At 72.7% G+C, this 12,899-nt stretch carries 10 protein-coding genes; 1 reads left to right on the forward strand and 9 read right to left on the reverse strand.

Features of this window, described 5'->3' with window-relative positions:
* The first annotated feature begins 24 nt into the window (after positions 1–24).
* Positions 25–204 (forward strand): DUF6191 domain-containing protein, encoded by a 180-nt coding sequence (locus tag NQU55_RS02995; protein WP_240977116.1) that lies wholly within the window; start codon positions 25–27, stop codon positions 202–204.
* On the opposite strand, the gene NQU55_RS03000 is transcribed toward NQU55_RS02995, so the two are convergent.
* The 9 genes from NQU55_RS03000 to NQU55_RS03040 form a co-directional block, all read right to left on the reverse strand.
* Positions 167–2,392 (reverse strand): MMPL family transporter, encoded by a 2,226-nt coding sequence (locus tag NQU55_RS03000; RefSeq protein ID WP_256789590.1) that lies wholly within the window; start codon positions 2,390–2,392, stop codon positions 167–169. The two genes, NQU55_RS02995 and NQU55_RS03000, sit on opposite strands and share 38 nt — an antisense overlap.
* A 250-nt stretch (positions 2,393–2,642) precedes the next feature.
* Entirely contained in the window at positions 2,643–3,212 is a 570-nt protein-coding gene (locus NQU55_RS03005; protein WP_168096424.1) for an AMIN-like domain-containing (lipo)protein, read from the reverse strand.
* A 219-nt stretch (positions 3,213–3,431) separates the two neighbouring features.
* Positions 3,432–4,940: an Asp-tRNA(Asn)/Glu-tRNA(Gln) amidotransferase subunit GatB gene (gatB, locus tag NQU55_RS03010; protein ID WP_256789594.1), complete on the reverse strand. Its 1,509-nt coding sequence runs from the start codon at positions 4,938–4,940 to the stop codon at positions 3,432–3,434.
* A gap of 26 nt (positions 4,941–4,966) precedes the next feature.
* Positions 4,967–5,227 (reverse strand): hypothetical protein, encoded by a 261-nt coding sequence (locus NQU55_RS03015; protein ID WP_256789595.1) that lies wholly within the window; start codon positions 5,225–5,227, stop codon positions 4,967–4,969.
* Positions 5,224–6,717 (reverse strand): Asp-tRNA(Asn)/Glu-tRNA(Gln) amidotransferase subunit GatA, encoded by a 1,494-nt coding sequence (gene gatA, locus NQU55_RS03020; protein WP_168092071.1) that lies wholly within the window; start codon positions 6,715–6,717, stop codon positions 5,224–5,226. Before gatA ends, NQU55_RS03015 begins: the two co-directional genes overlap by 4 nt.
* Positions 6,718–6,723: 6 nt before the next feature.
* Complete coding sequence (gatC, locus tag NQU55_RS03025) at positions 6,724–7,020, reverse strand: Asp-tRNA(Asn)/Glu-tRNA(Gln) amidotransferase subunit GatC (RefSeq protein WP_030368121.1); 297 nt, start codon at positions 7,018–7,020, stop codon at positions 6,724–6,726.
* Between the two features lie 162 nt (positions 7,021–7,182).
* A complete protein-coding gene (locus NQU55_RS03030) occupies positions 7,183–9,291 on the reverse strand; it encodes a putative bifunctional diguanylate cyclase/phosphodiesterase (RefSeq protein ID WP_168092072.1) in 2,109 nt (702 codons plus the stop codon).
* Between the two features lie 296 nt (positions 9,292–9,587).
* A complete protein-coding gene (gene ligA / locus NQU55_RS03035) occupies positions 9,588–11,885 on the reverse strand; it encodes an NAD-dependent DNA ligase LigA (protein WP_168092073.1) in 2,298 nt (765 codons plus the stop codon).
* 8 nt (positions 11,886–11,893) lie between these two features.
* Entirely contained in the window at positions 11,894–12,895 is a 1,002-nt protein-coding gene (locus NQU55_RS03040; RefSeq protein ID WP_308402195.1) for a methionine synthase, read from the reverse strand.
* Positions 12,896–12,899: the final 4 nt, after the last annotated feature.

Raw genomic sequence — 12,899 nt, forward strand, 5'->3', positions numbered from 1 at the left:
ACAGTGCGGCGACGGGAGTTGAAGATGTTCAACGTGTTCGAGGAAGTGTTCGCACCGGGCCGGAAGCACAGCCACGAAGAACAGAAGCGCCTGGAACTGACCCGTGACGACGTCGGTGACGGCGACCCCGCGCGCGGCCCGGTCGACCTCGACTCGGGCCGCGTTCTCATACGCCCGCCCCGGCAAGGCTCTTCTCGGGACTGACCGGGAGGGGCTCCCGGGGGCCGTCCGCCGGCTCCGGCTCGTCCACCGGCTCCGGCGGCTCGATGCTGATCCGGGGCAGGCGGCGCTCCAGCCACGCCGGCAGCCACCAGTTGGCGCCGCCCAGCATGTGCATGAGGGCCGGGACGAGCAGCGTGCGCAGCACGAAGGCGTCGAGGGCGACGGCCGCCGCGAGGCCGATGCCGAACATCGCGATGACGCGGTCCCCGCTGAGGACGAAGGCGAGGAAGACCGAGATCATGATCACCGCCGCGGAGTTGATGACGCGGCTGGTCTCGGCGAGGCCGACGCGCACGGCGCGGGTGTTGTCGCGCGTGGCGAGCCACTCCTCGTACATCCGGCTGACCAGGAAGACCTGGTAGTCCATGGACAGGCCGAAGAGGACGGAGACCATGACGACGGGCAGGAACGGCTCTATCGGCCCGGCGCCGCCGAGGCCGAGGAACCCGGCCCCCCAGCCCCACTGGAAGATCGCGACGACGATGCCGAAGGACGAGGCGACGGCGGCGATGTTCATCACCGCTGCCTTCAGGGGGATGCCGATGCTGCGGAAGGCCAGCAGGAGCAGCAGGCAGCCCAGGCCGACGACGGTGCCGACGAAGAGCGGCAGCTTGCCGAGGATGATGCCGGCGAAGTCGTCGTAGCTCGCGGTCATGCCGCCGACCTGGACGTCCACGCCGGTGCCGGCGGTCGCCTTCGGCAGTACGGTGCCGCGCAGCCGGTCCACGAGGTCGCTGGTGTCGCGCGACTGCGGGGAGGTGGTGGGCACGACGCTGATGACGCCCGTGTCGCCGCTGGGGTTCACCTGGGCGGGCGAGGCGGAGGCGACGCCCTCGGTGTGCCGCAGGGCGTCCGGGAGCTCGGTGAAGGCCAGCCGGTCGGCGGCGCTGTCGAGGTCGGCCACCAGGGTCAGGGGGCCGTTGACGCCGGGCCCGAAGCCGCTGCCGAGCATGTCGTACGCCTGGCGCGTGGTGGACGAGGCCGGGTTGTTGCCCTGGTCGGAGGTGCCCAGGTGGAGGGAGAACGTGGGCAGCGCGAGCACGATCATGACGACCGCGGCCACGGCGCCCAGCAGCTTGGGGTGGCGCTCCACGAACGCCGACCAGCGGGCGGCCAGCCCGGTGGGCAGCTCCGGGCGGGGGCCGCTGTCCGCGAGGCGGCGGCGCTCGCGGCGGCTGAGGGCGCGGTCGCCGATCACCCCGAGGAGCGCGGGCAGCAGCGTGACCGAGGCGGCGACGGTGAGGACGACGGTGAGCGAGGCGGCGAGGGCGACGCCGTTGAGGAAGCTCAGGCGCAGGATGAGCATGCCCAGCAGCGCGACGCACACGGTGCCGCCCGCGAAGACGACCGCGCGGCCGGTGGTGGCGACGGCCCGCTCGGCCGCGACGGCCACGGGCAGCCCCGCCCGCAGGCCCTTGCGGTGGCGGGTGACGATGAACAGGGCGTAGTCGATGCCCACGCCGAGCCCGATGAGGGTGCCGAGCATGGGAGCGAAGTCGGCGACGTTCATGACGTGGCCGAGCAGCTGGGTGCCCATGAACGCGGTGCCCACGCTGACGAGGGCCGTGGCGATCGGCAGCAGGCTCGCGGCCAGCGAGCCGAAGACGACGAAGAGCACGACGGCGGCGACGGCGATGCCGATGATCTCGCTGAGGTGACCGCTCGCGGCCTCCCCCGTGGCGATGCCGGCGCCGCCGAGGGCGACCTCCAGGTTGCCGTCCGCCGCGGACCGGGCCGTCTCGACGACCTGGTGCACCAGCTCCTTGTCCGGGCCGCCGGGCGCGGCGAAGGTGACGGAGGCGTACGCGGTGTGCCCGTCGGGGCTGATCCTTGCGGCGCCGTCGGGGCCGCTGTACGGGCCGCTGACGGACTCGACGCCGGGCAGGGCCGCGACGTCGCGCAGGGTCTCGGTCATGCGCTGCTCGACGGCGGCGGCGCGCACCGTGCCCTGGCCGGTGTGCCAGACGATGGTGTCGTCGCCGCCCTGGCCGGGGAAGCCGGCTTCCAGGAGCGCGCCCGCACGGGCGGCCTCGGTACCGGGGACGGCGTAGTCGTTGGAGTACGCCGGGCCCGCCAGGGTCGCGGCCGCGGCGGTGCCCGCCAGGGCCACGAGCCACAGCACGATCACGGCGAAACGACGGCGCAGGCACCATCGGGCGAGTGAGGTCATTCGGGCTGCTTCCCGTTCGGCGCGTCGATCCCGCCGGGAGAACTGCCCCGTGCATTTCCGAGCGCATGAGCTGCTGGCCTGGGCCCCGCAGCGCGAGAGGCGCGGTGGGGGCCCCTTGCCGAACCACTGTGACAGCGGAAAAAGATCCTTTGTCCGCTTTGTGGCTCACCCCACACCGGGGCCCTCCCGCGCCGCCCGGGGCCGGGGCCACGGCTCGGCGCGGGACGGAAACCGCAGCTCAGCGCAGGTGCTACCAGGTGTGGGCGACGTCCACGACGATGCGGTTGCGCTCCTGGAAGACCCGGAACGGCAGCCGTGCGCGGACGCCGACGCCGACCAGGGTGTCGCCCTCGAAGCTGCTGGCGAAGCGGGTGTCCTGGAACGTGCGGAAGCCGGTGAGGTCGACTCCGGGCAGCGGCTGTCCGGCGTGGCCCGGGTAGCGCGGCTCGCCGGTGCTCGTGTCGTAGCTCGGAGCGGCCACGCGGACCGCCAGGATCGCGCCGCCGCCGACCGGGATCACGTCACCGGAGCCGTCCTGCTGCAGCCGGTCCACGTACTCCACGCGGTAGCCGATCGGGCGGTCGCCGGTGCCCTGGACGTCGAAGACCAGACGGTCGTAGCACTCGTGCCGCCCGGCCCGGACGTCCAGCAGCGAGCGGTAGGCGGTGTCCGTGCTGACCTTGGGCAGGCTCCCCCAGCCCGCCTCGCACTTCACCGTGGCCGCCGCGTCCGTGGTGGCCGCGCCGGCCGGGACCGTCGCCGCCAGCAGGCCGGCGCCCGCCAGCGTGAGTGCAGCCAGCGTCCTGCTCAACCGTCTCATGTGCCTACCCCCAGATTTCGGATGCGGGCACACGGTGGGCCCGCATTCGGATCATGCCGGACGGGGGACACGAAGGCCATAGAGCAAAGGAAACCAGCCATTCCTGGACCATTCCCGGACAGACAATGGCCGCCCCTTCGAAAAGGGGCGGCCATGAGATGTCGCAGAACGCTGCCGATGAGCAGCTGATCGGCCCGGGGCCGACCGGCTCTCAGCCGGTCAGCCCTCGACGCCGAGGCGCTCCAGGATGAGCTCGCGGACACGGGCCGCGTCGGCCTGGCCGCGCGTGGCCTTCATGACCGCGCCGACCAGCGCACCCGCCGCCGCGACCTTACCGCCGCGGATCTTGTCCGCGATGGCCGCGTTGGCCGCGATGGCCTCGTCCACGGCGGCACCCAGGGCGCTGTCGTCGGAGACGACCTTCAGGCCGCGCTTCTCGACGACCGCGTCCGGGTCGCCCTCGCCGGCGAGCACGCCCTCGATGACCTGGCGGGCCAGCTTGTCGTTGAGCGAGCCCTCGGCGACGAGCGCCGCCACCCGGGCGACCTGCGCCGGGGTGATCGGCAGCGCCGCGAGGTCCGTACCGGACTCGTTGGCGCTGCGGGCCAGCTCGCCCATCCACCACTTGCGGGCGGCGGCGGAGTCGGCACCGGCCTCGACGGTGGCGACGATCAGGTCGACCGCGCCCGCGTTGAGGATCGACTGCATGTCGTGCTCGGTGACGCCCCAGTCCTCGCGGAGGCGGTTGCGGCGCACGCGCGGCAGCTCGGGCAGGGTCGCCCGCAGCTCCTCGACCCACTCGCGGGAGGGGGCCACCGGCACCAGGTCCGGCTCGGGGAAGTAGCGGTAGTCCTCGGCCTCTTCCTTGATGCGGCCGGACGTGGTCGACCCGTCCTCCTCGTGGAAGTGGCGGGTCTCCTGCACGATCGTGCCGCCGGCCGAGAGGACGGAGGCGTGCCGCTGGACCTCGAAGCGCACCGCGCGCTCGACGGAGCGCAGCGAGTTGACGTTCTTGGTCTCGGAGCGGGTGCCGAACTTCTCCCGGCCGTGCGGGCGCAGCGACAGGTTGACGTCGCAGCGCATCTGGCCCATCTCCATCCGGGCCTCGGAGACGCCCAGGGCCTTGATGAGCTCGCGCAGCTCGGCCACGTAGGCCTTGGCGACCTCCGGGGCCCGCTCGCCCGCGCCCTCGATCGGCTTGGTGACGATCTCGATCAGCGGGATGCCGGCGCGGTTGTAGTCCAGCAGGGAGTGCTGGGCGCCGTGGATGCGGCCGGTGGCACCGCCCACGTGGGTGGACTTGCCGGTGTCCTCCTCCATGTGGGCGCGCTCGATCTCCACGCGGAAGACCTCGCCGTCCTCCAGCTGCACGTCGAGGTAGCCGTTGAAGGCGATCGGCTCGTCGTACTGGGAGGTCTGGAAGTTCTTCGGCATGTCCGGATAGAAGTAGTTCTTCCGGGCGAAGCGGCACCACTCGGCGATCTCGCAGTGCAGCGCGAGGCCGATCTTGATGGCGGACTCGACGCCGGTGGCGTTGACCACCGGCAGGGCGCCGGGCATGCCGAGGCAGACCGGGCAGGTCTGGGTGTTGGGGTCCGCGCCCAGCTCCGTGGAGCAGCCGCAGAACATCTTCGTCTTGGTGCCGAGCTCGACATGGACCTCCAGGCCCATGACGGGGTCGTAGGAAGCCAGCGCGTCCTCGTACGACACCAGTTCAGTGACGGTCACGGAAAACTAACCTCTCAGGTCCTGGCTCAGTCCGCGAGGACGTCGTCGCTGTTCATCCGGCGCAGCTCGCGCACCAGCAGCGCGACACCGGTGGCGATGGCTGCGGCGGAGACGATCGCGTCGACCAGCTGGAGCGTGTCCTGCTCGCCGCGCGCCTTCTTCGCCTGCTTGATCACGCTGACGGCGCCGAACAGCGTGGTGCCGATCGACAGGTACGTGCCGGGCTTGGACTTCTTGAAGCCCTTGGCCTTCTTCAGAGCGCTCGCCTTGCTCACTTCGGTGCTCACAGCGACGGTGCCTCCTCGAGCAGGTGGTGACCCCAGCGGGCGGTGAACGCGGCCTCGACCGCGGCACCGACCTTGTAGAGCCGGTCGTCCTTCAGGGCGGGAGCGATGATCTGCAGACCGACCGGCAGGTTGTCCTCGGGCGCCAGGCCGCAGGGCAGCGACATGGCCGCGTTGCCGGCCAGGTTGGTCGGGATGGTGCACAGGTCCGCGAGGTACATCGCCATCGGGTCGTCGGCGCGCTCGCCGATCGCGAAGGCGGTGGTCGGGGTGGTCGGCGAGACGATCACGTCGACCTGCTCGAAGGCCTTCTCGAAGTCGCGCGTGATGAGCGTGCGGACCTTCTGCGCCGAGCCGTAGTAGGCGTCGTAGTAGCCCGAGCTCAGGGCGTACGTGCCGAGCATGACGCGGCGCTTGACCTCGGGGCCGAAGCCGGCCTCGCGGGTGAGGGCGGTGACGTCCTCGGCGGAGCGGGTGCCGTCGTCGCCGGCGCGCAGGCCGTAGCGCAGGCCGTCGAAGCGGGCCAGGTTCGAGGAGCACTCGGACGGCGCGATCAGGTAGTACGCGGCCAGGGCCAGGTCGAAGGACGGGCAGTCCAGCTCGACGATCTCGGCACCCAGCTCCTTGAGCAGCTCGACGGACTCGTCGAAGCGCTGCACGACGCCGGCCTGGTAGCCCTCGCCGCGGAACTGCTTGACGACGCCGACGCGCATGCCCTGCACGCTGCCGTTGCGCGCGGCCTCGACGACCGGCGGGACCGGGGCGTCGATGGACGTGGAGTCCATCGGGTCGTGGCCGGCGATCACCTCGTGCAGCAGGGCCGCGTCCAGGACCGTGCGGGCGCAGGGGCCGCCCTGGTCGAGGGAGGAGGAGAAGGCCACCATGCCGTAGCGCGAGACCGAGCCGTAGGTCGGCTTGACGCCGACCGTGCCGGTCACGGCGGCGGGCTGGCGGATCGAGCCGCCGGTGTCCGTGCCGATGGCCAGGGGGGCCTGGTACGCGGCGAGCGCCGCGCTGGAGCCGCCGCCGGAGCCGCCGGGGATCTTGGTCAGGTCCCAGGGGTTGCCGGTCGGGCCGTAGGCGCTGTTCTCCGTGGAGGAGCCCATCGCGAACTCGTCCATGTTGGTCTTGCCGAGGATGACGACGTCCGCGTCCTTCAGGCGCTTGGTGAGCGTCGCGTCGTACGGCGGGATCCAGCCTTCGAGGATCTTCGAGCCGACCGTGGTCGGGATCCCCTTGGTGGTGAAGATGTCCTTCAGCGCCAGCGGGACGCCGGCCAGCGGGCCGAGCTTCTCGCCGCGCTCGCGCTTGGCGTCGACCTCGCGGGCCTGGGCGAGGGCGCCCTCGCGGTCCACGTGGAGGAAGGCGTGCACCTTCTCGTCCACGGCGTCGATCCGGGCCAGGTGGGCCTCGGTGACCTGGACGGCGGTGAGCTCGCCGGAGGCGATCTTCTCCGCGATCCCGGCGGCGGTGAGCTTGATGATGTCCGTCATAGCGGTTTAGTCCTCCCCCAGGATCTGCGGCACCTTGAAACGCTGCTGCTCCTGGGCGGGGGCGCCGGAGAGCGCCTCCTGCGGGGTCAGCGACGGACGGACCTCGTCCGGGCGCATGACGTTGGTCAGCGGCAGCGGGTGGGACGTCGGGGGGACGTCCTGCTCGGCGACCTCGGAGACGCGGGCGACCGCGCCGATGATGTCGTCGAGCTGGCCGGCGAAGTGCTCGAGCTCTTCGTCCTTGAGCTCCAGACGTGCCAGCCGTGCGAGGTGGGCTACCTCCTCGCGCGTGATGCCAGGCATGCGGCGATCCTCAGGGGTTGTGACGGATTCTGGGCGGGTTGTGCGCCCAATCCTATGGCGCGGGGCGCAGTGCCTGCTAAACGCTTTGCGCGTGGCTGCGGCCGGGGCCGTTCCGGCGCCGCCGGGCAGGCCTGTCCGGCGGCGCCCGAGCGGGCGCAACCCCTACGTGACCGCGTCCTCTTCCGCCGCGGCCGGCGCCGCCGCGGCGGACCCCGCGGCGACGCGGTCGGCCTCCCGGTGCCAGCCGGACTCGTTGCGCAGGCGCAGCCACGCCGTGGTCTCGTCCGGCGGCATGGCCGCGGCGACGAGCCAGCCCTGGACGGCGTCGCAGCCCAGGTCGCGCAGCCGCTCCCAGGTCTCGTCGTCCTCGACGCCCTCGGCGACGACGAGCAGGCCGAGGGAGTGGGCGAGGTCGAGCGTGCAGCGGACGATCTCGGCGTCCTCGTTGTCGATGGCGAGGCGGGCCACGAACGACCGGTCGATCTTCAGCTCGCTCACCGGGAGCCGGCGGAGGTGGACCAGCGACGAATACCCGGTGCCGAAGTCGTCCAGCGACATCTTCACCCCGTGCCCCGTCAGCCCCGCCAGGGTGTCCGCGGCCCGCTGCGGGTCCTCCAGCAGGACGTGCTCGGTTATCTCCAGCTGCAGCGCCCCCGCGGGGACCCCGTGCCGGGCCAGCCGCGCCGCGACCGATCCCGCGAACCCGGGAGTGTGAACGTCGCGCGGGGAGACGTTGACGGCGACCGGCACCTCCAGGCCCATGGCCCGCCACTTCGCCACCTGGCCGAGGGCCGTCTCCAGGACGTACTCGGTGAGCCTCGGCATGAGGCCGGAGGATTCGGCGATGGCGATGAACTCGTCCGGGGAGACGCGGCCCCGCTCCGGGTGGACCCAGCGCACCAGCGCCTCCAGGCCCTCGACGTGCCCGTCGAAGCCGACCTTGGGCTGGTAGTGCAGCTCGACGTCGCCCGCGTCGAGCGCGCGCCGCAGGTCGCCGAGGAGGCCGAGCCGGTCGGGGGTGTTGCCGTCGCGGCGGGCCTCGTAGACCTCGACGCCGCTGCGGTCGCGCTTGGCCTGGTACATGGCGACGTCGGCCCGGCGCAGCAGCCCCTCGGCGTCGAGGGCGTGATCGGGGTAGACGGCGACGCCGGCGCTGGCCTCCAGCACGAGGGTGAGCCCGTCGAGGTCGAGCGGCGAGCCCAGCGCGGCCACCAGGGAACGGGCCACGCGCTGGGCGCTGGTGAGGGAGTCGGCGGTGGGCAGGAGCACCGCGAACTCGTCGCCGCCGAGCCGCGCCGCTTCCGCGTCGCGCGGCAGGGCCAGGCGCAGCCGCTCGGCTATCTGCAGCAGCAGCCGGTCCCCGGCGAGGTGGCCGAGGGTGTCGTTGACGGAGCGGAAGCGGTCGAGGTCGATGAGGACGAGGGCGGAGCGGGTGCCGGCGCGCTCGGCCTCGTCGAGCGCGCTCCAGGTGCGCTCCAGCAGCCACTGGCGGTTGGGCAGTCCGGTGAGGGGGTCGCGCAGCTGTTCCTCGGCGCGGGCGCGGGCGATCCACAGGGTGGAGTCGAGGGCGATGAGGGGGACGGCGAACAGCGGCAGCAGCAGCGGAGCGTGGTCGGCGACGACGGCGATCAGCGGGGCAATGCCGAGGAGGGCGCCGCCGACGAGGGCCTGCCGGACGAGGGCGGTGCGGGCGATGGTGCTCAGGCCGGCCCGGGGGGCCATGGAGTACCAGAGCAGGGCGCGGGTGACGGCGAGGTACATGAAGGCGGCGAAGGCCACCTTGGGGACGGCGGTGAGCGGCCACTGATCGGGCAGCCAGGGGCGCTCGACGGTGGAGACGACGCCGCACACGGCGAGGGCGAGCCCCGCGGCGCCGATGCCGAGGATGTCGACGGCACCGTGGAGTAAGGCCTGGCGCCAGCGGTGGCGGCGCGCCGTGGCGACGAGCAGGACGACGGCGATGCTGATCAGGACGGCCGGCAGCCAGCCGTAGAGGAGGAGGACGGCGAGGGTGAGGGCGGCCCCGGAGCCCGTGCCGCCCCACCAGCGGTCGCGCCCGAGGGCGACGAGGTGGGCGACGATGAGGCCGGTGAGAACGGCCAGCGACCAGCCGACGGTGCGTCCGGGGAAGACGGAGTGGCCCGCGGCGAGCACCCGGCAGATCCCCGCGGCCAGTGCGAGCACCGCCACGGCGACGCAGACCGTCGGCAGCGCGGGCGGAGGGACCCGGCGCAGCCGGGATGCCGGTTCGGCGCTGTCGGTGGGTTTCATGCCCGTCCCTCTCACAGCCGGCGGTGCCCGCGCCACGGCAGGCGCACATCTCAACAGTAGGCCGCAGAAGGCTACGGCGGGCAGCGATCGGCAGCGGTTGCCCGATTGGGATCCGGCCTCTTGTAGCCATCTGGTATGCGCTGTAGGGGTAATGCCCACTGCCTATGCGGGCATTACTCCGCTGGGGTGGCGACCGGTGTGCGAACCTGCCTTCCGCCGGCGGCGCCGCTCCGCGTGGGGCGGGTGACGGCGCGGGTGGTGGGGGGTGCGGAGGGGCTACCCGCACCCCCTGCCCGCTACGCCTCGGCCTTGGTGCTCTCGTCCGCGCCCGCGCCCCCGCCCGCTCCCGCGCCCTCTTGCGGGACGGCCGCTTCCCGCGCCGCGTCGGGGCCTTCGGCGAGGAGCACGGCGAAGCCGTCCTCCTCCAGGACGGGCACCTTCAGCTGCATGGCCTTGTCGTACTTGGACCCGGGGTTGTCGCCGACGACCACGAAGTCCGTCTTCTTCGACACCGAGCCGGTGACCTTGGCGCCCCGGCTCTGCAGGGCCTCCTTGGCGCCGTCGCGGGTGTACGAGGCGAGCGTGCCGGTGACGACGACCGTCAGGCCGGCGAGGGGGCGCGGGCCTTCGTCCTCCCCGGCCTCCTCCTCCATCCGGACGCCGGCGGCGCGCCACTTCTCGATGATCTCGCGGTGCCAGTCCTCGGCGAACCACTCCTTGACGGCGGCGGCGACGATCGGGCCGACGCCCTCGACGGCGGCCAGCTCCTCCTCGCTCGCCTCGGCGATGCGGTCGACGGAGCGGAACTCGCGGGCGAGGACGGCGGCCGAGACCGGGCCCACGTGACGGATGGACAGGCCGTTGATGATGCGGGCGAGGGGGCGCTGCCTGGACGCCTGGATGTTCTCCAGCATGGCCAGGGCGTTCTTCTTCGGCTCGCCCTTCTGGTTGGCGAAGAAGGTGACGACCTTCTCCTCCCCCGTCTTCGGGTCGCGCTTGGGCAGGCCGGAGTCCGGGTCCACGACGTGGGACTTGATGGGCAGCAGCTGTTCGATGGTCATGCCGAACAGGTCGCCCTCGTCCCGCAGGGGCGGCTCGGCGGGCTCCAGCGGCTGGGTGAGCGCCGTGGAGGCCACGTAGCCGAGGTTCTCGATGTCGAGGCACTGGCGGCCGGCGAGGTAGAAGAGGCGCTCGCGGATCTGGGCGGGGCAGGCGCGGGCGTTGGGGCAGCGGAGGTCGATGTCGCCCTCCTTCATGGGCCGCAGCGGCGTGCGGCACTCGGGGCACTCCGCGGGCATGACGAACTCCCGCTCCGTGCCGTCCCGCAGGTCGGCCACCGGGCCGAGGATCTCGGGGATCACGTCGCCCGCCTTGCGCAGCACGACGGTGTCGCCGATGAGGACGCCCTTGGTCTTGACGACCTCCTGGTTGTGCAGGGTGGCGAACTCGACCTCGGAGCCCGCGACCGTGACCGGCTCGACCACGGCGTACGGCGTGACGCGGCCCGTGCGGCCGACGCCCACGCGGATGTCCACCAGCTTGGTGTTGACCTCCTCCGGGGCGTACTTCCACGCGATGGCCCAGCGGGGGGCGCGGGAGGTGGAGCCGAGGCGGCCCTGCAGGGCGATCTCGTCCAGCTTGACCACGACGCCGTCGATCTCGTGCTCCATCGAGTGGCGCACGTCGGGGTCGCCGTAGTGGGCGATGAACTTCCGTACGTCCGTCATGTCGCCCACGACCTGAGCGTGCGCCGCCGTCGGCAGCCCCCACTCGCGCAGCAGCCCGTAGGCCTGCGACTGGCGGTCGATGTCGAAGCCCTCGCGGGCGCCGATGCCGTGGACGACCATGTGCAGCGGCCGGGTGGCGGTGACGCGCGGGTCCTTCTGGCGCAGCGAGCCCGCGGCGGCGTTGCGCGGGTTGGCGAAGGGGGGCTTGCCGGCCTCCACCAGGGCGGCGTTGAGCTCCTCGAACTTCTCCATCGGGAAGTAGACCTCGCCGCGGACCTCGACGAGGGCCGGGATGCGGTCGCCCCGGAGGCGGTCGGGGATCTCGGCGATGGTGCGGACGTTGGGGGTGATGTCCTCGCCGGTGCGGCCGTCGCCGCGGGTGGCGGCGCGGGTGAGGCGGCCGTGCTCGTAGGTGAGGTTGACGGCGAGGCCGTCGACCTTGAGCTCGCACAGGAAGTGGTACGGCGTGCCGCCGCCGATCTCCTTGGCGATGCGCTCGGCCCAGGCGGCCAGCTCCTCGTCGTCGAAGGCGTTGTCGAGGGAGAGCATGCGCTCGCGGTGCTCGACGGCCGTGAACTCCGTCTCGTAGGCCCCGGCGACCTTCTGGGTCGGCGAGTCCGGCGTGCGCAGCTCCGGGTACTCCTCCTCCAGGGCCTCCAGCGAGCGCAGCAGCTTGTCGAACTCGGCGTCGCTGACGACGGGGGCGTCCTTGACGTAGTACCGGAAGCGGTGCTCCTCGACCTGCTCGGCCAGCAGTGCGTGCTTCTCCCGCGCCTCCGCGGGCACGGCGGAACTCGCCGCGAGCTCTTCGCCCTGCCGTCCGCCCTGCTGTTCGACAGCCACCGTCTCGTCCTCCCGTTGATCCATGAGCGCCGTCACTCAGGGTTGTCTGCGAGTGATTTCGCCGCCCGGGCGCAGTGGGCGAGGGCCGCGCGGGCATATGCGGGCGAAGCGCCCGCGAGCCCGCACGAGGGCGTGACGACCACGGACTCCGCGAGGGTCCCCGGTGCCAGCCCCAGCCTGCGCCACAGCGTCCTGACACCCATGACGCTACCGGCAGGGTCTGACAATGGGCCGTCCGTGCCCGGCACCACGCCCACGAACAGTGCGGTACCCGCCTCCACCGCCTCTCCCACCGCTTCTTCCTCACGCTCGGTGAAGAGCGAAAAATCGAACGAGATGCCTTGGAAGCCGGCTCGGCGCAGCAGCGCGAAGGGCACGCCGGGGGCGCACGAGTGGACGACGGGCGCCTCGCCGGTGGTTTCGCGGGCGACCGCCACCAGGTCGCGCAGGGCGCCCTCGACCACGGCCCGGTCGACGGCCCGGTAGGTGCGGTAGCCGCTGGCGGTGCGCACGTGCCCGGTGAGGACGGCGGTCAGCGACGGCTCGTCCAGCTGCAGCACGACGCGGGCGCCGGGCACCCGCCGCCGCACGTCGGCGAGGTGGCCCCGCAGGCCCTCGGCCAGCGAGGCCGTCAGGTCGCGGCAGGCGCCGGCGTCGCCGAGGGCGGCCTCGCCGCCGCGCAGTTCGAGGGCGGCGGCGAGGGTCCACGGGCCGACGGCGGAGACCTTGAGCGCGCCCTCGTAGCCCTGTGTGTACTCCTCCAGCGCGTCCAGGTCCTCGCCCAGCCAGGAGCGGGCGCGCTTGGTGTCGCGGCCCGGCCGGTCGCTGACGCGCCATCCGCTGGGCTCCACGTGCGCGTAGACGTCCACCAGCAGTCCGGTGGTGCGCCCGATCATGTCGGCGCCGGGGCCGCGGGAGGGCAGCTCCGGCAGGTACGGCAGGGTCTCCAGGGACCCGGTGACGGTCTTCGCGGCCTCGCGGGCGTCGCCGCCGGGCATCGACCCGACGCCGGTGGCCGCACCGGCGCCCCAGATCTTC

It is taken from the genome of Streptomyces telluris (assembly GCF_024519335.1).
GTDB classification, from domain to species: Bacteria; Actinomycetota; Actinomycetes; order Streptomycetales; family Streptomycetaceae; genus Streptomyces; species Streptomyces telluris.

Coding starts and splice junctions, on each gene's coding strand:
- NQU55_RS02995 (WP_240977116.1), top strand. CDS start 25: ATGTTCAACGTGTTCGAGGAAGTGTTCGCACCGGGCCGGAAGCACAGC.
- NQU55_RS03000 (WP_256789590.1), bottom strand. CDS start 2,392: ATGACCTCACTCGCCCGATGGTGCCTGCGCCGTCGTTTCGCCGTGATC.
- NQU55_RS03005 (WP_168096424.1), bottom strand. CDS start 3,212: ATGAGACGGTTGAGCAGGACGCTGGCTGCACTCACGCTGGCGGGCGCC.
- gatA (WP_168092071.1), bottom strand. CDS start 6,717: ATGACGGACATCATCAAGCTCACCGCCGCCGGGATCGCGGAGAAGATC.
- gatC (WP_030368121.1), bottom strand. CDS start 7,020: ATGCCTGGCATCACGCGCGAGGAGGTAGCCCACCTCGCACGGCTGGCA.
- NQU55_RS03030 (WP_168092072.1), bottom strand. CDS start 9,291: ATGAAACCCACCGACAGCGCCGAACCGGCATCCCGGCTGCGCCGGGTC.
- ligA (WP_168092073.1), bottom strand. CDS start 11,885: ATGGATCAACGGGAGGACGAGACGGTGGCTGTCGAACAGCAGGGCGGA.